At 40.0% G+C, this 21,306-nt stretch carries 17 protein-coding genes and 1 pseudogene; 13 read left to right on the top strand and 5 right to left on the bottom strand.

Annotation, left to right across the window (positions count from 1 at the left end; all coding sequences use genetic code 11):
* Positions 1–128: 128 nt before the first annotated feature.
* A pseudogene (gene hppD / locus HMPREF0014_RS20785) lies at positions 129–794 on the top strand (4-hydroxyphenylpyruvate dioxygenase); the annotation flags it as partial.
* 65 nt (positions 795–859) lie between these two features.
* Here the strand turns inward: hppD and HMPREF0014_RS20780 are convergent.
* The 4 genes from HMPREF0014_RS20780 to fahA all read right to left on the bottom strand — a co-directional run bounded on the left by HMPREF0014_RS20780 (position 860) and on the right by fahA (position 4,429).
* Positions 860–1,639 carry an IclR family transcriptional regulator gene (locus HMPREF0014_RS20780; RefSeq protein ID WP_004711357.1) on the bottom strand — a complete coding sequence of 260 codons (780 nt, stop codon included), beginning with the start codon at positions 1,637–1,639 and terminating at the stop codon, positions 860–862.
* A 298-nt stretch (positions 1,640–1,937) separates the two neighbouring features.
* Entirely contained in the window at positions 1,938–2,486 is a 549-nt protein-coding gene (locus HMPREF0014_RS20775; RefSeq protein WP_004711359.1) for a VOC family protein, read from the bottom strand.
* Positions 2,487–2,502: 16 nt separating this feature from the next.
* Positions 2,503–3,135 (bottom strand): maleylacetoacetate isomerase, encoded by a 633-nt coding sequence (maiA, locus tag HMPREF0014_RS20770; RefSeq protein WP_006581446.1) that lies wholly within the window; start codon positions 3,133–3,135, stop codon positions 2,503–2,505.
* Positions 3,122–4,429 (bottom strand): fumarylacetoacetase, encoded by a 1,308-nt coding sequence (gene fahA / locus HMPREF0014_RS20765; protein ID WP_004711362.1) that lies wholly within the window; start codon positions 4,427–4,429, stop codon positions 3,122–3,124. The genes maiA and fahA overlap by 14 nt, the downstream gene beginning before the upstream one ends.
* A 357-nt stretch (positions 4,430–4,786) precedes the next feature.
* Between fahA and HMPREF0014_RS20760 the strand changes: the two genes are divergently transcribed.
* From HMPREF0014_RS20760 to zigA, 3 genes are all read left to right on the top strand, one after another.
* Positions 4,787–6,175, top strand: coding sequence for an amino acid permease (locus HMPREF0014_RS20760; protein WP_006581444.1), 1,389 nt, complete (start codon positions 4,787–4,789; stop codon positions 6,173–6,175).
* Between the two features lie 159 nt (positions 6,176–6,334).
* A complete protein-coding gene (locus HMPREF0014_RS20755; protein WP_006581443.1) occupies positions 6,335–7,015 on the top strand; it encodes a D-Ala-D-Ala carboxypeptidase family metallohydrolase in 681 nt (226 codons plus the stop codon).
* Between the two features lie 148 nt (positions 7,016–7,163).
* A complete protein-coding gene (gene zigA / locus HMPREF0014_RS20750) occupies positions 7,164–8,429 on the top strand; it encodes a zinc metallochaperone GTPase ZigA (RefSeq protein WP_006581441.1) in 1,266 nt (421 codons plus the stop codon).
* 35 nt (positions 8,430–8,464) lie between these two features.
* Here the strand turns inward: zigA and HMPREF0014_RS20745 are convergent, their stop codons facing one another.
* A complete protein-coding gene (locus HMPREF0014_RS20745) occupies positions 8,465–9,577 on the bottom strand; it encodes an acyltransferase (protein WP_006581440.1) in 1,113 nt (370 codons plus the stop codon).
* 351 nt (positions 9,578–9,928) lie between these two features.
* On the opposite strand from HMPREF0014_RS20745, the gene hutC reads away from it, so the two are divergent.
* From hutC to HMPREF0014_RS20700, 9 genes are all read left to right on the top strand, one after another.
* Positions 9,929–10,681 carry a histidine utilization repressor gene (gene hutC, locus HMPREF0014_RS20740; RefSeq protein WP_002132315.1) on the top strand — a complete coding sequence of 251 codons (753 nt, stop codon included), beginning with the start codon at positions 9,929–9,931 and terminating at the stop codon, positions 10,679–10,681.
* Positions 10,678–11,253 carry a HutD family protein gene (locus HMPREF0014_RS20735; protein WP_006581439.1) on the top strand — a complete coding sequence of 192 codons (576 nt, stop codon included), beginning with the start codon at positions 10,678–10,680 and terminating at the stop codon, positions 11,251–11,253. The genes hutC and HMPREF0014_RS20735 overlap by 4 nt, the downstream gene beginning before the upstream one ends.
* 251 nt (positions 11,254–11,504) lie before the next feature.
* A complete protein-coding gene (gene hutU, locus HMPREF0014_RS20730) occupies positions 11,505–13,181 on the top strand; it encodes a urocanate hydratase (RefSeq protein WP_006581438.1) in 1,677 nt (558 codons plus the stop codon).
* A gap of 87 nt (positions 13,182–13,268) precedes the next feature.
* Positions 13,269–14,807 (top strand): histidine ammonia-lyase, encoded by a 1,539-nt coding sequence (gene hutH, locus HMPREF0014_RS20725; RefSeq protein WP_004704779.1) that lies wholly within the window; start codon positions 13,269–13,271, stop codon positions 14,805–14,807.
* 64 nt (positions 14,808–14,871) lie between these two features.
* Complete coding sequence (locus HMPREF0014_RS20720; RefSeq protein WP_006581437.1) at positions 14,872–16,284, top strand: amino acid permease; 1,413 nt, start codon at positions 14,872–14,874, stop codon at positions 16,282–16,284.
* 51 nt (positions 16,285–16,335) lie between these two features.
* Entirely contained in the window at positions 16,336–17,541 is a 1,206-nt protein-coding gene (gene hutI / locus HMPREF0014_RS20715) for an imidazolonepropionase (RefSeq protein ID WP_020992334.1), read from the top strand.
* Positions 17,542–17,551: 10 nt separating this feature from the next.
* On the top strand, positions 17,552–18,472 hold the full coding sequence (hutG, locus tag HMPREF0014_RS20710) for a formimidoylglutamase (protein WP_006581435.1): 921 nt from the start codon (positions 17,552–17,554) through the stop codon (positions 18,470–18,472).
* Between the two features lie 253 nt (positions 18,473–18,725).
* The gene (locus tag HMPREF0014_RS20705) at positions 18,726–20,552 is read left to right on the top strand and encodes a DUF885 domain-containing protein (RefSeq protein ID WP_006581434.1); all 1,827 of its coding nucleotides are present in this window, start codon (positions 18,726–18,728) and stop codon (positions 20,550–20,552) included.
* Between the two features lie 99 nt (positions 20,553–20,651).
* Positions 20,652–21,290 carry an HAD family hydrolase gene (locus HMPREF0014_RS20700; protein ID WP_004711385.1) on the top strand — a complete coding sequence of 213 codons (639 nt, stop codon included), beginning with the start codon at positions 20,652–20,654 and terminating at the stop codon, positions 21,288–21,290.
* The last annotated feature ends 16 nt before the right edge of the window (positions 21,291–21,306 follow it).

Genomic DNA, 21,306 nt, shown 5'->3' with positions numbered 1-21,306 from the left:
TTGAAAGTGCATAATCAATTGCTTGCTGTTTAAATTCAGCACTAAAACGTTTGGCCATTTCTTGGATCTCCAAAGTTAACGTTACGTTATCTTTAGAGGGAAGTACTGTCCATTATTTTGGCTAGGATCATGAAAATGACTTTATTTTCTTTGATGATACCCAGCGTAATCCTGAAGGTGCGGGCTTAAAAGAAATTGACCACTTAACTCATAACGTCTACAAAGGCCGTATGGAGTACTGGGCGAACTTCTACGAGAAGATTTTTAACTTCCAAGAAATTCGTTACTTCGACATTAAAGGTGAATATACAGGTTTAACATCTAAAGCATTAACTGCTCCAGATGGCATGATCCGTATTCCTTTAAATGAAGATTCAGACAAAGGTAACGGCCAAATTGCAGAATTCTTAGCTGATTTTAATGGCGAAGGTATTCAGCATATTGCATTTATTTGTGATGACTTAATTTCGACTTGGGATAAGTTAAAAGGCTTGGGTCTGCAATTTATGACTCCACCGCCAAACACGTATTATGAAATGTTGGAAGATCGCTTACCTGAGCATGGCGAACCGACTGATGAATTAAAACAGCGCGGTATTTTGCTTGATGGTAATACTAAAGATGGTCAGAAGAAGCTTTTATTGCAAATCTTCTCTCAAAATATGATTGGGCCAGTTTTCTTCGAATTTATTCAACGTAAAGATGACGATGGTTTTGGTGAAGGTAACTTCAAGGCATTGTTTGAATCGATTGAACGTGACCAAATCCGCCGTGGTGTTCTCGAAGCAAAATAAGTTTTGCTTTGTCTCTAATCTAAAAAACCAAGAGCAATGCTCTTGGTTTTTTTATAGCTATTGATTTAGCGGCTTTTAATGTATTGATTAATCGAATTAATCTCATTTTTAAGAGTTTCAATAATTTTACTTTGTGGGTCAACGGGTAAAAACATTTCGCTATCAAGCGCCACAATACAAAACTCAATCCCTTGGTTTGAGTTAAATACCGGCAGACCTACAGCGTTAATACCCGTAAGTAAATCACCTTTAGCCGCAGACATTTGTTGCTGGCGAATCGTCTCTTTAAGTTCTAAAAACTCTTCCCAATTATGTGGTGCAATGTTTAGCCCAAGTTCTTGATGTTTTTGCCATTCAGTTTCTAGCAATGGACGAATAAAATGCTCCGGAAGGTAAGAAGCAAATAAACGTCCTGCAGCAGAATTGACTAAAGGCATAATTGAACCGACTTTGGTCACAATCGAAATAGGGTGATTAGATTCAATAGATTGAACCACCACAGGGCCTTTTGGCGACCACTTACTAATTTGAATGCCACAGCCAATTTTGCTTTGTAGGTCGTAAATTAAATGTTGTACCAACTGTAAAGTGTCACTGTGCTGAATGCAGTTTAAGCCTAAACGCCATGCTTGATCACCTAAGGCATATTGGCCATCTTCAAGCTGTTTGGCGTAATCCATGCGAATTAGGCTCACCAAGTAACGGTGTACTTTGGCAGGATGCATCTCAAGCTTACTCGATAAGTCTTTGAGAATAATCGGTTGATTGTGCTCTAAAAGGGCATTTAGTACGGATAAGCCAACTTCAAGTGATTGAACCCCCCCAGATATTTTTTCTTCAATCATTTAAATACCCTTAATTGATTTACTTCAGCAGTTAAACAGTTATGTATAAACATAAATTGGAATTGATGCGATTTACATCATGCCTGAGCCTATAGAAAAATAGAAATCACCTTTTTCTATTAGCGAAATTCACATGTTTAATAATCAACAATTCTTACAAACAACTTCATCTTTCATTTATAGCGTAAATTGATAGAAGTTTAGTAGATTTAAACAATATAAATCGGCATTGATATAGAACAGTTCATTCAAACTATTCCCACCAATGCCGACTTTTAAAACGATTGCTTTGAAAGAATTATGCGCCTAATTCTTCTTCATGCAAGAAATGAGTATGGTGTGGCGCACGTTTGGTTTTGCTCCATTCATCTAACATTTCAGTTTTCATTTCTTCAGTAATTTTTGCAATTTTCTCTTCAGCATGTACATCGTTATAAGTCAGTTCTAAACGATGGCCATTTGGGTCAAAGAAATAAATTGAATGGAAGATACCATGGTTGGTAATACCTAGCACTTTAACGCCGTTGTCTTCTAAATGTTTTTTGGCAGCTAAAAGGGCATTTAAATCTTCAACTTCAAAGGCAATATGTTGTACCCATTGAGGCGTATTTTCATCTCGGCCCATTTCTGGTTGGGTTGGTAATTCAAAAAATGCCAACACATTCCCCTGGCCAGCATCTAGGAATAAATGCATATAAGGATCGAAGGCTTTCGTTGAAGGTACATGGTCTTCAGCAAAAGCTAAGATAAAGTCCATGTTGAGCATTTTTTTATACCACTCAACAGTTTCTTTCGCATCCTTACAGCGATATGCAACGTGATGTATTTTTTTAATGGCAAATGTCATGTTGAAACTCCTTTTACTATTCCCAATCTGGTTGTTGTTCTGGCGCCGCGTTATAGAAGGCTGGGATAGACAAACAATGTTGATAAATTGATTCAATTTTTGGAAACGCAGATAAATCTATCTTGAAGCGTTTCGCGTTATAGACCTGTGGAATGAGGCAGCAATCGGCAATCGTTGCTTCGTGCCCAAAGCAAAATTGTCCATTTGAATCTTGAAGTTGCTGTTCAAGCGTTTGAAAGCCTTCAAGAATCCAGTGCTGATACCAATAATTTTTTTGTTCGTCCGAAACATTTAAGTCATTTTTTAAATATTTCAGCACACGTAAGTTATTTAACGGATGAATATCACAAGCGATTGCCTGGGCAAAAGCACGGATTTTGGCTCTTTCTTTCACATCATTTGGGAGTAATTTGGTTTCCGGATATTGTTCATCCAGATATTCCAGAATACTTAATGACTGTGACAAAGTTAAATCGCCATCTACTAAAGTTGGCACTAAGGCACTGCGATTTAACTTTAAATAGTCTTCACTTTGCTGCTCGTTTTTAACCAAATGAACTGGTGCAGTTTCATAAGCGAGATTTTTAAGGTTGAGGCCAATCCGTACTCTGTAAGCTGCAGAGCTACGAAAGTAACTATACAGCTTCATAATCTGGCTCCGAAGTTTCTGCAAAATCGAAATTTAATGCAGGAAGTACCGTATTCCGAACTTCACCAAAGCCAACGCGAATACCATTTTTCTCACAGTGTCCTTTCATAATGAGCGTATCGCCATCTTGTAAGAAACCACGAGTTTCACCATTCGCAAGTGTTAACGGTTTGGTGGTGTTCCACGTCAGCTCAAGCAAGCTACCATAAGAGTCAGGTGTAGAACCTGAAATAGTCCCTGAACCCATTAAATCGCCGACCTGAACGTTACAACCAGCAATCGTGTGGTGAGTCAGCTGCTGAGCCATAGACCAATACATATATTTGAAATTGGTTTTACAGATCACATCAGTTTGTGCTGAATTTGGGCTTTGAATTTCAACACTCAAATTAATGTCGTAACTATTCGCTATATTTTCTTGTAAGTAAGCGAGAGGCTTCGGTTCTTGTTTTGGCCCTTCAACTTTAAATGGCTCAAGTGCTTCAAGTGTAACCACCCAAGGTGAAATCGAGCTTGCAAATGTTTTAGCGTTAAACGGTCCAAGTGGAACATATTCCCATTGCTGGATATCGCGTGCTGACCAGTCATTTAGCAAAACCATGCCAAAAATATGATCCCATGCATCTTCAATTGCAATTGGCTGGCCTAATTGAGTTGGTTTGCCCACAATAAATGCAGTCTCAAGTTCAAAATCGAGTTTGCGAGTTGCTGAGAAAACCGGACGTTCTTCATTTGGAAGCTTAATCTGACCAGAAGGGCGTACGACGTGAGTTCCACTGACCACAACAGAGCTAGCACGGCCGTTATAACCAACAGGTAACTCGCTCCAGTTTGGAAGCAAAGCATTTTTAGGGTCACGGAACATACAGCCCACATTAGTTGCATGTTCTTTAGAAGAATAAAAATCGGTATAGCCAGGAACTTGGACAGGCAAATGTAAAGTCACGCTGTCTTGCTTAACTAAAACTTCCTGACGTAATGCTTCATTTTCTTGAAGCGTTGAGTTTTCAACTGAAAGAAGAGACTGTAGCGTTTTACGAACTTTAGACCAGTTGGCTTTGCCAGATTCAATAAATTTATTAAGTGTAGATTGATTAAAGTATGTGTCTTGATCTGAAAGTTTTAAAAGACCATGCTTTTCAAGAGCAGCGAGATCAATCACCCAATCACCGATAGCTACACCGACCTGACGCTCGCCTTCGGCTGTTCTACTAAAAATACCATAAGGCAAATTATGAATAGTGAAATCAGATTGAGGTGAAACTTCAATAAAAGAGTTTAGTTTTTGTTCCATTTTCGCTTCCTTGTCTTCATCTCGCGTCTTATACAAATAAAAGTTCGGTCTAGGGACTGAGCTACTCAGTAAGTTTTAACCTTTATTGAGGTCATTTTTTACTTATGAGTTTGATAGAGACCGAGAACAACCAATTACTTCATGGTTCTTATAATACTGAATTCATCAAATTACGCAATACATAATTTGATTACACATTGCATAATAATTGTTATTTCTTGCATTTTCTGTTTTCATGCGCGGTTGTGAGAAAAGTAACGCATTTATTTTTTCATCAATCCCTATGAAAATCTGATCAATTTATGATATACGTAATTTATTGTAAAAAAATTACGTGACAAGGATGAGAATAATCATATGTCAACACAAGAGCAAGGAAACCTGAAACACGGTTTGAGTAATCGTCACATCCAGCTGATTGCATTGGGTGGAGCGATTGGTACAGGGCTGTTTCTTGGTATATCACAATCGATTAAATTGGCAGGTCCATCGGTAATCTTGGGTTATGCGATTGCCGGATTTATTGCTTTTTTAATGATGCGCCAGCTCGGTGAAATGGTGGTCGAAGAGCCAGTAAGTGGTTCTTTTAGTCATTTTGCTTATAAATATTGGGGACCTTTTGCAGGCTTCATGTCAGGATGGAACTACTGGGTACTCAACGTACTGGTATGTATGGCAGAGTTAAGTGCAATTGGTCTTTATATTCAATATTGGTGGCCGCAAATCCCAACGTGGGCATCCGCTCTAACGTTCTTTATTCTCATTAATGGTATTAATTTGCTGCATGTTAAGTTTTTTGGCGAAATGGAATTTTGGTTTTCCATTGTCAAAATCTTAGCTATTTTAGCTATGATCGGTTTCGGCTCGTATTTACTTGCAACCGGTACAGCAGGGCCACAGGCCAGCATTTCAAACCTTTGGGCATTGGGTGGTTTCTTTCCATTTGGCATTAAAGGTTTGGTCATGGCAATGGCGGTCATTATTTTTGCTTTTGGTGGTATCGAGCTTTTTGGTATTACTGCGGCAGAAGCACGAGACCCAGATAAAACTTTACCTAAAGCGGTAAACCAGATTATCTATCGTATTTTGATTTTCTATATTGCGACGCTTCTTGTTTTATTCTCATTATTTCCTTGGAATCAAATGGCACAAGGTGGCAGCCCTTTTGTAATGGTGTTTGCTTCTTTAGATAGCCAAGGTGTTGCAACTTTACTCAACTTCGTGATTTTGACTGCTGCGGTTTCGGTCTATAACGGCACAAGTTATTGCAGTAGCCGTATGTTGCTCGGCCTTGCTCAGCAAGGAAATGCACCAAAAGTATTTGCTCGTATTAATAAACGCGGTATTCCAACGAATGCAGTGATCCTTTCTGCGGCAGTCACTATTTTATGTGTGTTGTTAAATTATATTTTCCCAGAAAAAGCGTTTGGCTTACTCATGATGCTTGTTGTAGCAGCGATTGTGATTAACTGGGTCGTAATTTCATGGACACATTTAAAATTCCGTAAATTCATGATGCGCCAAGGTCAAACCACTAAATTCCCAAGCTTTATGTATCCATTTAGCAACTACCTTTGCATGGTGTTTATGCTTGGAATTTTAGTTGTCATGTCGCTAACACCAGATATGCGTGTTGCGGTTATGATGATTCCGGGATGGATTTTGTGTTTGATGGTGGCTTATCAGTTTAAACGCCGTAAGTTAAAGGCTGAGCAGCCTGTACATGCTCTAGAAGCAGATGTGTAATTAGACCTTAATTAGGAACGAAAAGGGACGTATCGTATACGTCCTTTTTTATTTTTAAAATTTACAACAGAAATTAAAGGACTTTATAATTGTTATATTATAACATCTCTTGAATGAATAACTAAGGCTTCCCGATGTTGAGGGAGGAACAACATATTTATGAAATATTCCTATTTAGGTTTACTCTTACTTTCTCTGACTGCGTGTACCACTCAAACACCTAAGCCAACCGTTTCTAAACATCCTCACTCTTTGCCTCAGTCATCTAAAACGGTAGTAAGAATAAAACAACAACCCGAAGATTATATTGCCTGGATTGCAACCGCAGATCATGCGCAGTCTGTACAAGCTTATAAGCAATTTCTTAATCAAAAAGGGCTTGCCAATTTAGTTCCGGATTATGAGTTATTGCGTTCAGCTCGTGACTGGCAAAAATGTGGAGTGGAGCCTTATGCCGTGCCACCACGCGAGATTTGGTCCAATATTGTACCAACGCTTAGTATCTTAAAAGCATTGGTTGACGATGGCGTAATCAACGATTTTGAAGTGACATCGGCCTATCGAGCTTTATCTTTAAACCGCTGTGCAGGTGGGGCGGATGCTTCCCGACATGTCTTTAATGCAGCGCTTGATTTTCGAATTGGACCAGAACAGCCTAGCGACTTAGACCAGTTCAATATTCAACAAACCAAAACTAAACTTTGTCAGTTCTGGGAAACCAAAGGACAAGCACTTAACATGGGTCTTGGTGTTTATGCCTCGGGACAAATTCATATTGATAGCCAAGGATTCCGTTCATGGGGACCTGACCATCACTATAGAACCTCGATTTGTCAGTGACTATAAAAGCAATTTTTTCAAAGACTAAGTAAATTGGCTTAGATAAAACTGGAATAAAAACTTGATCAATAGTTATGTTATAACATAACATTAATGGGGTTTAGAAATAGGTTACGCCTGTGATCTGGCCATATTTAATTGGCCAGCCATGATCAGTTTAAATATTATTCAAAGAGATCAAGCCATGCACACTGCAATCGCCAACTCATTTGCCAAGCTTCCTGTTACCGTTTTATCTGGCTTTTTGGGTGCAGGAAAGACCACATTACTCAACCATATTTTAAATAATCGTGAAGGCCGCCGTATTGCCGTGATTGTTAATGATATGTCTGAGGTAAATATTGATGCAGCATTAGTACGTGAAGGTGGGGCGGAGCTTTCAAGAACAGATGAAAAGCTGGTTGAAATGAGTAACGGCTGTATCTGTTGCACGCTACGAGAAGATTTACTGGTTGAGGTGAGACGCTTAGCCGATGAAGGGCGCTTTGACCAATTGGTGATTGAGTCAACGGGTATTTCAGAACCATTACCAGTAGCAGAAACTTTTACCTTTGAAGATGAAGATGGAAACTCTCTCAATGAGTTTGCTCGACTCGACACCATGGTCACGGTAGTCGATGCTTTTAACTTTCTTAAAGACTACAGTTCAGTTGATTCACTGCAACAACGTGGTGAGTCATTAGGCGAGCAAGATGAGAGAACTGTGGTCGATTTGCTTATTGATCAGATTGAGTTTTGTGATGTGATTGTGCTGAATAAAATTGATTTGATTGATCAGGCGCAGCAAGACCAGCTTATCGCCATTTTAAAAACTCTAAACCCGCGTGCTCGAATTGAGATTGCTCAATTTGGAAAGATCGCTTTAGATAAAATTTTAAATACACAGTTATTTGACTTTGATGAAGCCGCGCAAGCGCCGGGCTGGTTAAAAGAACTACGCGGCGAGCATACGCCAGAAACTGAAGAGTATGGCATTAGTAGCTTTGTTTACCGTGCCCGTCGACCTTTCCATCCAGAGCGTTTTTATGATTTGGTTCAGTCAGAATGGCCAGGAGTCGTGCGTTCTAAAGGCTTTTTCTGGTTGGCTGCCGAACCGACTTTGGCTTATTCATGGTCACAAGCGGGTGCAATGGCTCGACACGGTTTAGCAGGTTATTGGTGGGCTGCTGTTTCAGAAGAAGACTGGCCGAGTGACCTCGCCAGTATTGAACAAATTAAGAAAAACTGGGACGCTCGCACAGGTGATGCGCGTCAGGAATTGGTTTTAATTGGTATGCAAATGGATGAGCAAGCTTTAATACAACGCTTAGATGGTTGTTTATTAAGTGATGAAGAAATGGCTTTAGGACCACAAGCTTGGCAGAACTGGTCGAACCCTTTTAAGCAAGATGATGAAACCATGTTGATCGCTTAATAAAACAAAAGCCCCTATTTTCAAGGGGCTTATTTTTATGATTTATCTTTAATAAAAATCTTTCGAATGTAGCTGTTAAGCGGGGTGGAATAATATTTTTCAATTGCTGCGCTAATAACAAAAGTTAGAACTAGATAACCAATTAAAAGCATAATTTTGATGCCAGAGTCGGTTTGAGCCGGAACAAAAGCAACCTTCATAAGGCCCAGCACAACCAGATGAAACAAATAAGTTTCGTAACTTCGTTGCCCCAACCAGACCATCACTTTGGTCAATAGGTTATGCGCCTGTGTTTCGGAAGGATGCTGAAAACACAAAATCAGTAAGCCTGTGGCAAAAGCAAATAAGCTAATACCCCATGTGCTGACTTCTTTAATTGGAGCATATAAATATAGAGCGGTCATACTTAAAATGATTAGCCATGAAAGAAGTTTTTTATAGTGCCAATTTGGCTGATATTTATGAGAAAAAATGGCAGTTAAACAACCAACTGCTATGCCATCAAAACTTGAAAAATAATGATATAAATAAGCCCCGCTTTCTTCTCCAAAATGTAGAGATCTAAAATAAGGCCCGTAAATAATTACCCCAATCAATACAGCAATAAAGACCTTATTACTACGCGTAAGCAAGCACAATAATGGGAAAACAAAATAGAAAACTTCTTCCACAGAGAGTGACCACAACACGCCCAAGGCGTAGTTTACCCAACCAAATTTAATAATCAGGATATTCATCCAGAAGGTTAAAGCTGCAAATATGGTTAAGGGATAGGAAACCTCAATACCATTCGGAGCTTGGTTCATAAAGGGTTTTAAGTCAAATGAACCAAGTATGCTTACCCCTAAAATGAGTAATACCAAACACGGCAAGATACGCGCTGCCCGTCGGATATAAAAATGCTTGAGGTTAATTGCAGAAAATTGTTTATCTCTTTTTAAAGTGTGGTGGGTAATTAAAAAACCCGAAATCACAAAAAACATGGTGACACCATAATTTCCATTTCTTGCGATGACTGTGCTAAATGCTTCACCTAAGAAATCAAAACCTAACCATGTATCTTTGAGTTTATAGGGAATATTAAAATGGTGTAAAAGAACCAATAGGATAGACATTCCTCGAAGAATATCTATTTTATAATTACGCATTCGATGTGCTTCCAGTTTTATTAATATACTGTGTGGCAGCAGAATACTATTGATCAGTTATTTTAAATAAAAATTTTAAGCAGCATTTCGTAAATTAAAAAGACTACATTTTTGCTTCTTTGAATTGAGCTAAGGCATAGCAGAAATAATTATTAAATAAATATTTATAAAGCATTTATATATTTGAATTTTTCTACATAAAACTTTAAATTAGCTTTTACCGAACTATGTTTATTTTTTAGACTTATTAAAATATATTTAATTCATAAATTAACATGTTGTATGTGGTTGTATATACATAGCATGTCAACTAAAATACCTTTTTGCCTGCTGCCTTTTTGAGTATTTGTTATGCCCAGAACATCAAAACAAGAACATACTGAGCTTTCGATTGAAGCTGATAGTCCAGTTCCTTTATATCAACGCGTAAAACAATTGATTTCACAAAAGATTTATGAAGGTACTTGGGCTGTAAATAAAAAAATTCCTTCGGAAAGTGAACTGGTTAATCAACTCGGTTGTAGCCGTATGACGGTAAACCGTGCGCTACGTGAATTAACGACTGAGGGTTTGCTCGTTCGAATTCAGGGCGTTGGTTCTTTCGTTGCTGAAGGGCAAGGCCGAACTGCACTTTTTCAAATTAATAATATCGCCGATGAGATTATTGCACGAAACCATAAGCACCACGCTGAAGTTTTAGTCTTAGAACAAATTTATGCAAATGCAGAGCAAAGCGTGTTAATGCAAACTCGCGAAGGTCAAAGATTATTTCACTCGATTATTGTGCATTATGAAAATGATGTACCTGTTCAGGTCGAAGATCGTTTAGTCGATGCAGCACTGATACCAGATTATTTAGAACAAGATTTTAAAACCATTACCCCAAATGCTTATCTCATGGCGAAAGCGCCAGTGACGGAAGGTGAACACATTGTTGAGGCGGTTTTAGCATCTGCTCAAGAGTGTAAATGGTTGAAGATTACTAAAGCTGAACCGTGTTTACTCATCCGTCGCCGTACATGGTCCAACAAACAGCTCATTTCAAGTGCACGTCTGATTTATCCGGGTAGTCGTTATTATCTCGAAGGGAAATTTAATCCATGATTGAATTGATCAGGGCCGATCAATATACAAAAATGCTTTGGAAAAACGGTGCGGGTTTCACTTTAGAAATTGCCAGAAGCCAAGGTGAAGCCGATTTCGATTGGCGCATTTCGATGGCAGATGTGACCACTTCCGGACCATTTTCGTTATTTTCCAACAAGCAGCGCATTATTAGCGTACTCGATGGACAGGGCATAGTACTGCATGTCGATGAGCTTCCTGCCAAAACGCTAAACCAAGGCGATATTTTTGCTTTTCATGGGGAGAGTCAGGTTCAAAGTGAACTGTTAGAGGGTGAAATTCGAGATTTAAATTTAATTTATGATCCTGCAAAGTTTCATGCTCGTTTTCAGTGGTTGAATGATGCAGTGGAGCAGGCATTTATAAGTTCGGCAGACCTGATTTTTATTTTTAATCAGGGTAGTGAAACACAAGTAAATGTGGATGATCATTCCGTTCAGATTGCTGCTCATGAGACATTAAAAATTGAGAAAAAATCTGGTGTCACATCAATCAATTTTCCCAAAAAACAACTTAAAAGCTGCTATGTCATTGAGTTAATTCAACGATAAAAAGACATTATTTACGACTTAAAAAGCACATGTCTTATTAGAGAATATGTGCTTTTTTTATGCTAGATATAAAAATAAATTAATTTAATTCATAAGCTTATTCAATTTTATTAAAAAAATATGAGTCACCCTCTTCACGCCGAAAAATATTTATGTAGTATATGGATGTATATACAAGTTAATACATTACTATACAAATGCAGAAACAAGTGATGTTCTGCTGATGTAAGCTCAAAGGAAGGAGTCCGACTGTGACAACAACGACAACAAAATTTCGTGATGTAGAAATTCGTGCACCACGCGGCACTGAATTAACGGCTAAGAGTTGGTTAACTGAAGCCCCATTACGTATGTTGATGAATAACCTTGATCCGGACGTTGCAGAAAACCCGAAAGAGTTAGTTGTATACGGCGGTATTGGTCGTGCAGCACGAAACTGGGAATGTTTCGACAAAATTGTAGATACTCTAAAAAATCTTGAAACTGATGAAACTTTATTAGTTCAATCAGGCAAACCAGTAGGTGTATTTAAAACTCATAAAGATGCACCACGCGTTTTAATTGCAAACTCAAACCTTGTACCACACTGGGCAAACTGGGAACACTTCAACGAGTTAGACGCAAAAGCACTTGCAATGTACGGTCAAATGACAGCAGGTTCATGGATCTACATTGGTAGCCAAGGCATTGTACAAGGTACATATGAAACTTTCGTTGAGGCAGGCCGCCAACACTACAACGGTGACTTAAAAGGTCGTTGGGTTCTTACTGCTGGTTTAGGTGGTATGGGTGGTGCTCAGCCTCTAGCTGCAACACTTGCAGGTGCATGTTCTTTAAACATTGAATGCCAACAAGCAAGTATCGATTTCCGTTTACGTACTCGTTATGTAGACGAACAAGCGACTGATTTAGATGATGCTTTAGCGCGTATTGAACGCTATACAAAAGAAGGCAAAGCAATTTCCATTGCACTTCATGGTAATGCTGCTGAAATTTTACCTGAGCTTGTTCGCCGTGGTGTGCGTCCAGACATGGTGACAGACCAAACAAGTGCACACGATCCACTTAATGGCTACTTACCAGTAGGTTGGACTTGGGACGAATATCGTGCACGTGCGAAAACTGAACCAGAAGCTGTGGTAAAAGCTGCAAAACAGTCGATGGCGAAGCACGTACAAGCGATGCTTGATTTCCAGAAAATGGGTGTTCCAACATTTGACTATGGCAACAACATCCGTCAAATGGCGAAAGATGAAGGCGTAGCAAACGCTTTTGATTTCCCAGGCTTCGTACCTGCTTACATCCGTCCATTGTTCTGCCGTGGTATTGGTCCATTCCGTTGGGCAGCACTTTCTGGTGACCCAGAAGACATTTATAAAACAGATGCCAAAGTTAAAGAGTTAATTCCTGATGATGAACATTTACATCACTGGTTAGACATGGCTCGTGAACGCATTAGCTTCCAAGGCTTACCAGCGCGTATTTGCTGGGTTGGTTTAGGCTTACGTGCAAAACTTGGTTTGGCATTTAACGAAATGGTTCGTAGCGGTGAATTGTCTGCACCAGTTGTGATTGGTCGTGACCACTTGGACTCAGGTTCGGTTGCAAGTCCTAACCGTGAAACTGAAGCAATGCAAGACGGTTCAGATGCAGTATCAGACTGGCCTTTATTAAACGCGTTGCTCAATACAGCAGGCGGCGCAACTTGGGTGTCTTTACATCACGGTGGTGGTGTAGGTATGGGCTTCTCTCAACACTCAGGCGTTGTGATTGTGTGTGATGGTACAGATGAAGCTGCTGCACGTATTGCTCGCGTACTGACCAATGACCCTGCAACAGGTGTTATGCGTCATGCCGATGCAGGTTATGAAATTGCGATTAACTGTGCCAAAGAGCAAGGCTTACACTTGCCAATGATCACGCAATAAAAATACATGGAAGAACTAGCGGTGCTTTTTGCAATTGTGAAAAGCACCGTCTCAGCAGAATATAGTGCAAAAAATTAGGAAGCCAACATGGAATTACTTATCCAACCGGGAAAACTGACCTTAGCCGATTTACGTCAAGCGTACCTCAACCCGATCAAAGTTAAATTGGATGAAAGTGCTTCATCTGCAATTGATGCAAGTGTGGCTTGCGTTGAGAAAATTGTAAATGAAGGGCGTACAGCTTACGGTATTAACACAGGCTTTGGCTTACTCGCGTCAACCAAAATTGCTCCTGAAGATTTAGAAAAGTTACAACGTTCATTGGTTCTGTCACATGCAGCAGGTGTAGGTGAAGCACTTGATGATGCAATGGTTCGTTTAATTATTCTATTAAAAGCAAATAGCTTGGCGCGTGGTTTCTCAGGTATCCGTCGTAAAGTAATTGATGCTTTGTTGGCTTTAATTAATGCCGAAGTTTACCCACACATTCCATTGAAAGGTTCAGTAGGTGCTTCAGGTGACTTGGCACCACTTGCACACATGTCTTTAGTTTTACTGGGCGAAGGTAAGGCACGTTATAAGGGTGAATGGTTACCAGCCGTTGAAGCTTTAAAAGTTGCAGGTTTAGAACCAATTTCTTTAGCTGCTAAAGAAGGTTTGGCACTTTTAAACGGTACACAAGTGTCAACTGCTTATGCATTACGTGGCTTGTTTGAAGCTGAAGACTTGTTTGCTGCTGCAACGGTTTGTGGTGGCTTAAGCGTTGAAGCGATGTTGGGTTCACGTGCACCATTCGATGCGCGTATTCACGAAGTACGTGGCCAACGTGGTCAAATTGATGTAGCTGCGGCTTACCGTGACCTATTAACTGACTCAAGTGAAATTGCACATTCACATGAAGACTGTAGCAAAGTTCAAGACCCATACTCTTTACGTTGCCAGCCACAGGTCATGGGTGCATGTTTGACGCAAATCCGTCAGGCTGCTGAAGTATTAGAAATTGAAGCAAATGCTGTATCAGATAACCCGCTTGTTTTTGCTGAACAAGGTGACGTGATTTCTGGTGGTAACTTCCATGCAGAGCCTGTTGCAATGGCGGCAGATAATTTAGCATTGGCAATTGCTGAAATTGGTTCACTGTCTGAACGTCGTATTTCGATGATGATGGACCGCCACATGTCACAACTTCCACCATTCTTGGTTGCAAATGGCGGTGTTAACTCAGGCTTTATGATTGCACAAGTGACAGCTGCTGCACTTGCGAGCGATAATAAAGCACTTGCACATCCTGCAAGCGTTGATAGTTTACCAACGTCTGCCAATCAGGAAGACCACGTATCGATGGCTCCGAATGCTGGTAAGCGTCTTTGGTACATGGCTGACAACGTTCGTGGCATTTTAGCTGTTGAATGGTTAGGCGCTTGTCAGGGTTTAGACTTCCGTGAAGGTTTAAAAAGCTCGCCTAAACTTGAACAAGCTCGTAAAATCTTGCGCGATCAAGTTCCTTACTACAGCGAAGATCGTTTCTTTGCTCCGGATATCGAACAGGCTAGTGAATTGCTTGCGAGTGGTTGCCTAAACAAGTTACTCATTCCAAAACTACTCCCTAGTTTATCTGAAGTGTGATTGATAAAACGGTCACATGGAGTGGCCGAATCCAACTAAATTTCCTCAAGGATTGGAGATTATAATGTCACAAAACTCCACACTACAGCGGGGTTTAAACACCCGCCATATTCGTTTCTTGGCATTGGGCTCAGCAATTGGAACTGGGCTTTTCTATGGTTCGGCGACTGCCATCAAAATGGCAGGGCCTTCAGTATTACTCGCGTATATCGTTGCAGGGATTGCAATTTATATCGTTATGCGCGCACTGGGTGAGATGGCTGTCCATAACCCTGTCTCTGGCTCATTCAGCCACTATGCATCTCAGTACATTGGTCCATTGGCGGGTTTTACCACAGGTTGGACCTATGTTTTTGAGATGGTGATTGTTGCAATTGCCGATGTCACTGCGTTTGGTATTTATATGGGGTTCTGGTATCCCGATGTACCGCGGTGGATCTGGATTTTGTCTCTCATCATGTTCCTAGGCGCAATTAACCTTATTCATGTAAAAGTCTTTGGTGAACTCGAATTTTGGCTTTCTATTGTTAAAGTCAGTGCCATTGTTGCCATGATTTTAGGTGGCTTGGGTTTAATGTTCTACGGTTTCCATGTTGACCACAGCAATGTTGTACCGGGGCTTCAAAACCTATGGATTTATGATGGCTTCATGCCACATGGTATTGCAGGTTTAGTGGCATGTTTATCTGTAGTGGTATTCGCTTTTGGCGGGATCGAGATTATTGGTCTAACGGCAGGTGAGTCACAAGACCCGAAGACCACTTTACCAAAAGCAATTAATGCCGTTCCAGTCCGTATTTTACTGTTCTATGTACTGACTATTTTTGTACTTATGTCGATTTTCCCATGGAACCAAATTGGTAGCCAAGGCAGCCCATTTGTACAAATTTTTGAAAACCTAGGCATTAAATCTGCTGCAAATATTTTAAATATTGTGGTGGTAACTGCTGCGATTTCGGCAATTAATAGTGATGTATTTGGTGCAGGCCGTATGTTGTACGGTATGGCAAATCGTGGTCAAGCACCGCAAGTGTTCAAGAAACTTTCACGTAATGGTGTGCCTTGGATGACTGTGGTGGTTATGGCTGGCGTGCTGTTAATTGGTGTGGTGCTGAACTACCTGATTCCTGAAAATGTATTTGTCATCATTGCTTCAATTGCAACGTTTGCAACCGTTTGGGTATGGCTCATGATCTTGCTTTCGCAAGTGGCGATGCGCCGTAAATTATCTACTGCTGAAATTAAGGCACTAGATTTCCCTGTATTTGGCTGGCCATATGCACCTGCTTTTGCAATCGGTTTTATGGTGTTCATTTTAGTCATGATGGGCTACTTCCCAGACTCGCGTCCTGCAATTTATGTAGGAATCACTTGGCTTGTTCTATTAACCATTGCGTACCGCATTTGGGTAAAACCGGAGCAAAGCTTGGGAAAGGAAAGTGAGCCTGTCCAGCAAAACATAGAAATGGAAAGCTAACAAATCAACTGCCCAATAGTTTTACTGTTGGGCAGTTTCGAGGATAGGCTAATGAAAAAACTTTGGCAAAACTGCCATATTGCGACCATGCAAAATGGGCAATATTCTTATATCGAAGATGCTGCAATTGTTACCGAAGGGCATCTCATCCACTGGATTGGAAAACAACAACAACTTCCTGCCGACACTTATTCCGAAACAGTTGACTTAAATGGTGCTTGGGTGACCCCAGGTTTCATCGACTGTCATACGCATAGTGTTTTTGGTGGCAACCGTAGTGTTGAGTTTGAAAAGCGCTTACAAGGCGTAAGTTATGCGGAAATTGCAGCAAGCGGTGGCGGTATTGCAAGTACAGTACGCGCAACACGTGAAGCCAGTGAAGAACAACTCTTAAACTCAGCACTGAAACGTATTCGCTGTATGCAGCAAGACGGTGTCACCACCATTGAAATTAAGTCTGGCTACGGACTCAATTACGAAAACGAGCGCAAAATGCTGCGTGTAATCCGTCAAATTGGTGAAAAATTACCGATGACGGTCAAAAGTACCTGTTTGGCTGCCCATGCGTTACCGCCAGAGTACAAAGATCAAAGCGATGCTTATATCGAGCATATCTGTACAGAAATGTTGCCTAAACTGCATACTGAAGGTTTAGTCGATGCAGTAGATGCGTTTTGCGAGCATTTAGCCTTTTCGCCTGCTCAGGTTGAACGTGTTTTTAAAACGGCACAATCATTGGGTCTACCCGTTAAACTTCATGCTGAGCAGCTTTCATCACTAGGCGGCTCAAGCTTGGCAGCACGTTATCATGCTTTGTCGGCTGACCATTTAGAGTACATGACCGAAGATGATGTCAAAGCCATGGCAGCGTCGGGTACGGTTGCTGTGTTATTGCCGGGTGCCTTTTATTTATTGCGTGAAACACAATACCCACCAATTGAAAGTCTGATTAAGCATGGCGTGCGTATTGCGCTATCGAGTGATTTAAATCCGGGTACATCGCCAGCACTTTCTGTGCGTTTAATGCTGAATATGGGCAGTACGTTATTCCGTTTAACCCCAGAACAAGCCTTAGCAGGTGTCACTATTCATGCGGCACAAGCACTCGGTTTAGAGCAAACACACGGCAGTTTGGAGCAGGGTAAAGTCGCTGACTTTGTGGCTTGGGATATTGAGCATCCATCTGAAATTGTTTACTGGCTTGGCGGAGATTTGCCTAAGCGAGTCGTTCAGCATGGACAAGAAGTTATTTTTTAAACGGTGTCACATGAATCACACATTTAAATGGCAAGGCCGACATGATGGCGAGGGTGAGGCACATCAACGTATCCACCATATTGTGAACAAAAATCAACATGCCGAATTTGCCCTGATTGGTTTTAGCTCTGATGAAGGCGTGAAGCGTAACAAGGGTCGAGTCGGTGCTGCCGATGCACCAGATGCAATCCGCACGCAACTGGCTAACTTACCGATTCATCGTCCAGTGAGTCTGGTCGATTTGGGTACGGTGACTTGCGAATATGAGAATTTAGAGCAAGCACAAAGTGAGTTAGCAGAACAAGTCGCAAATAGCCTAGAACATGGCTTAAAACCGATTGTATTGGGCGGTGGACATGAAGTTGCATTTGGCAGCTTTAGTGGGTTATTCCAATATGTACAAGCCCACGCGCCAGATAAAAAAATAGGCATTATTAATTTTGATGCCCATTTTGATTTGCGTGAAGCAGAGCATGCCACCTCTGGAACACCTTTTTTACAAGCAGCAAGGCTTTCAGAACAGCATCAAAAACAATTTAATTATTTATGTATTGGGGTCGCCAACCATGCCAATACTAAAGTTTTGTTTGATACAGCCGATGCTTTAAATTGTTCATATTTACGCGATCATGAGGTTAATATTTTTAACCTACCAAACGTGCTCGCAGCGGTTGACGCTTTTATTGAAAAAGTAGACTGTTTGTACGTTACGATTGATTTAGATGTCTTCGCGGCTGCGGTTGCACCTGGGGTCAGTGCGCCAGCCGTAAAAGGAATTGATTTAGCGACTTTTGAAGCAATTTTTAAGCATATTCAAGAGACTGGCAAAATCAAACTTCTAGATATTGCTGAGTGCAATCCAAAATTTGATTTGGACAATCGAACAGCAAAATTGGCTGCGTATATTGTTTATCAATATTTGTTTTCTTGAGAAACAATTTTTAATGTAGAAATGAAAAAGTGCACTGAGATCGCTCATGTGCGCTTTTTTTGACTTTCTGGTAAATTAAAGTCAAATAGGGAGTATAGATAGCAACTATAAATAATTTAATTAAAAAGAAAATTAATTTATAAAATCATTGAGTTAAAAAAATACTCGATTTTTACACTATTTTATAGGCTGCTTGGCACGTAATTTGTTTTGTCTATATTTTAAACTTCGTTAAATATGTTTGGATAATTAAATGAAAAACAGAACCTTACATTTTGCTTGTATCAGTGTTTTATTTTGGATGTCTCATTCGTCTAATGCTACAACCCCCGAAATAAATACAAATACCATCGAAAAATCACAATCTAAGCAAAACAGTGATGTCTCTGTTCGGGTGAAAGTTTTAAATCAGCTTTTACAAGAACAATGGGAATATACTTTGAAAAATAATCCTGAAACTGCAACGACTTTAGGCGATTTACGCTACAACGATCGATGGACCGAGTCTTCAAAAAATCAGATTGAGAAAGATAAAAAAACTACTCAAAATTTTTTAAAACGTTTTGAAGCGATTGATAGCACAGGATTTTCAGCAACTGATCAATTAAATAAAGATTTAATGATTTATCAGTTGAAAGAAACTCTTAAAAATTATGATTTGAAATTGTATGAGATGCCTTTTAATCAAATGTGGGGACTACATTTACAATTTCCGGGATTTATTAGTTCGATTCCATTTAATAATGCTAAACAATATCAAGACTATATTGCTCGTTTAAAACAAATTCCTCTTATTCTTGATCAAGGTATTCAGTTAGCGAAACAAGGACAAAAAGACGGTTTGATGCCACCCAAGTATTTAATTGAAAAGGTGGCAAAGCAGATTGATAGCATTGCAGCTCCAGCAGGGAAAGACAGTGTATTTGCTTCTCCATTAAAGCAATTTCCAAACAACATTTCTAAAGCAGAACAAGAACGTTTAAGCCGTGAAATACTACAGGCCATAGATCAGAATGTTCGCCCCGCTTATCAAAAACTCGGTACGTTTATTCAGAAAGATTACTTACCCCATGGACGACAACACGAGGGTATATGGAGCTTGCCAAATGGTGACGAGCTTTATCGTTTTTATGTAGAAAACAATACGACAACCTCTGAAAGCCCTGAAAATATTCATCAGCTCGGGTTAAAAGAAGTTGCTCGTATAGAAGCAGAAATGCTGAAAATTGCCAAAGCGCAAGGTTTCAATGACTTAAAAAGTTTCCAACAATCCTTAAAAACAAATCCTGCTGTTTTCCCAAAATCTCGTGAAGAAATTTTAGAGATTTATCGCGGGTATATTGCCCAAATGCAACCGGAGTTGCCGAAGCTGTTTGGTTTATTACCTAAAAATAAAGTCGAAGTTTTACCTGTAGAGCAATATCGAGAAAAAGAAGCGGCAGGAGCGGAGTATCATCAAGGAACACCTGATGGTTCACGTCCCGGACAAGTGTATGTAAATACAGGGGACTTCTCTGAACGTTCCAAAATATCCATGGAAGCAACTGCTTACCATGAGGCAATTCCCGGCCACCATATGCAGATTGATATTGCCCAAAACCTGCCAAACTTGCCGATGTTTCGAAAGCAACCTAACCATACTGCCTATATAGAAGGATGGGCACTTTACGCAGAGCAACTAGGTAAAGATGTTGGTTTCTATAAAGACCCACTTTCAGACTATGGACGACTATCGAGTGAGTTGTTCCGTGCTTGTCGTTTAGTGGTTGACACTGGTGTGCATTATAAAAAATGGACCCGTCAGCAAATGATTGATTTTATGCGAGAACACTCTGCTTTAGATGAACCAGATATTCAGGCAGAGACTGATCGATATATTGCTATTCCTGCCCAAGCATTAGCTTATAAGATGGGCCAACTCAAAATTTTAGAGCTACGGGAGCTCGCCAAACATGAGCTTGGAGATCGTTTTGATATTAAAACCTTCCATGACATGGTTTTAAATGCAGGAACCTTGCCTTTAAATATACTTGATGCCCGTATTAAAAATTGGATAAAGGAACAAAAAGCGGCAGCTTAAAATAAAATTTGAAATTTAGGTCAGGTCCTCGTTGGGCCTGATTTAAAAACCAATAGAAAACAGAATATAATAATAAAAAATATATTTTCGAAACTAGAAATGGAAAAAAACCTAAAACAATATCAGGCTATTATTTTTGATTTAGATGGCACTTTAGCCGACTCCTTTCATTTTTTTCTAAGCGTTTTAAATCAACTTTCCGCAAAGTATAAGTTTAAATCGGTAAGCCTTCACGAAGTCGAGTACTACAAACAACTTACGCCTAGAGAAATTATGAAAGAGATGAATGTCTCTCGATGGAAACTGCCTTGGATTGCGAAAGATTTTATTCAGTTAATGAAAGAAAGAGATGAAGAAATTCATTTGTTTGAAGGTATGCGGGACCACTTAATTGAACTGCATAAGCGTGGATATACGCTCGCAATTATTACTTCAAACTCTAAAGAAAACTGTCAAAATGTACTCGGTAAAGAACTCTGTGAGCTTTTTAGTCATATTGATGGCGGCTCGTCTATATTTGGCAAAGCGAAGCGGATAACGCGTGTTCTCAACATTTTGGATGTAAGTAAAAACCATGCCATTTATGTCGGCGACCAAACCACCGATGGCGAAGCTGCACATAAAGCAGGTATTGATTTTGCTGCGGTAGGTTGGGGTTATACATCGGCCGAAAAATTAAAAACCATCCAGCCCAAAGTCGTGCTAACAGACTTGGCAACCATGAAAGAATTTTTCTAAATATATGAAATGCAGG

The organism is Acinetobacter sp. RUH 2624, from assembly GCF_000162375.2.
In the GTDB taxonomy this organism is placed as follows: Bacteria; Pseudomonadota; Gammaproteobacteria; order Pseudomonadales; family Moraxellaceae; genus Acinetobacter; species Acinetobacter nosocomialis.
This window is presented reverse-complemented; position numbering and strand designations above follow the sequence as displayed.

Coding starts and splice junctions, on each gene's coding strand:
- HMPREF0014_RS20780 (WP_004711357.1), bottom strand. CDS start 1,639: ATGATTGAAGAAAAAATATCTGGGGGGGTTCAATCACTTGAAGTTGGC.
- HMPREF0014_RS20775 (WP_004711359.1), bottom strand. CDS start 2,486: ATGACATTTGCCATTAAAAAAATACATCACGTTGCATATCGCTGTAAG.
- maiA (WP_006581446.1), bottom strand. CDS start 3,135: ATGAAGCTGTATAGTTACTTTCGTAGCTCTGCAGCTTACAGAGTACGG.
- fahA (WP_004711362.1), bottom strand. CDS start 4,429: ATGGAACAAAAACTAAACTCTTTTATTGAAGTTTCACCTCAATCTGAT.
- HMPREF0014_RS20760 (WP_006581444.1), top strand. CDS start 4,787: ATGTCAACACAAGAGCAAGGAAACCTGAAACACGGTTTGAGTAATCGT.
- HMPREF0014_RS20755 (WP_006581443.1), top strand. CDS start 6,335: ATGAAATATTCCTATTTAGGTTTACTCTTACTTTCTCTGACTGCGTGT.
- zigA (WP_006581441.1), top strand. CDS start 7,164: ATGATCAGTTTAAATATTATTCAAAGAGATCAAGCCATGCACACTGCA.
- HMPREF0014_RS20745 (WP_006581440.1), bottom strand. CDS start 9,577: ATGCGTAATTATAAAATAGATATTCTTCGAGGAATGTCTATCCTATTG.
- hutC (WP_002132315.1), top strand. CDS start 9,929: ATGCCCAGAACATCAAAACAAGAACATACTGAGCTTTCGATTGAAGCT.
- HMPREF0014_RS20735 (WP_006581439.1), top strand. CDS start 10,678: ATGATTGAATTGATCAGGGCCGATCAATATACAAAAATGCTTTGGAAA.
- hutH (WP_004704779.1), top strand. CDS start 13,269: ATGGAATTACTTATCCAACCGGGAAAACTGACCTTAGCCGATTTACGT.
- HMPREF0014_RS20720 (WP_006581437.1), top strand. CDS start 14,872: ATGTCACAAAACTCCACACTACAGCGGGGTTTAAACACCCGCCATATT.
- hutI (WP_020992334.1), top strand. CDS start 16,336: ATGAAAAAACTTTGGCAAAACTGCCATATTGCGACCATGCAAAATGGG.
- hutG (WP_006581435.1), top strand. CDS start 17,552: ATGAATCACACATTTAAATGGCAAGGCCGACATGATGGCGAGGGTGAG.
- HMPREF0014_RS20705 (WP_006581434.1), top strand. CDS start 18,726: ATGAAAAACAGAACCTTACATTTTGCTTGTATCAGTGTTTTATTTTGG.
- HMPREF0014_RS20700 (WP_004711385.1), top strand. CDS start 20,652: ATGGAAAAAAACCTAAAACAATATCAGGCTATTATTTTTGATTTAGAT.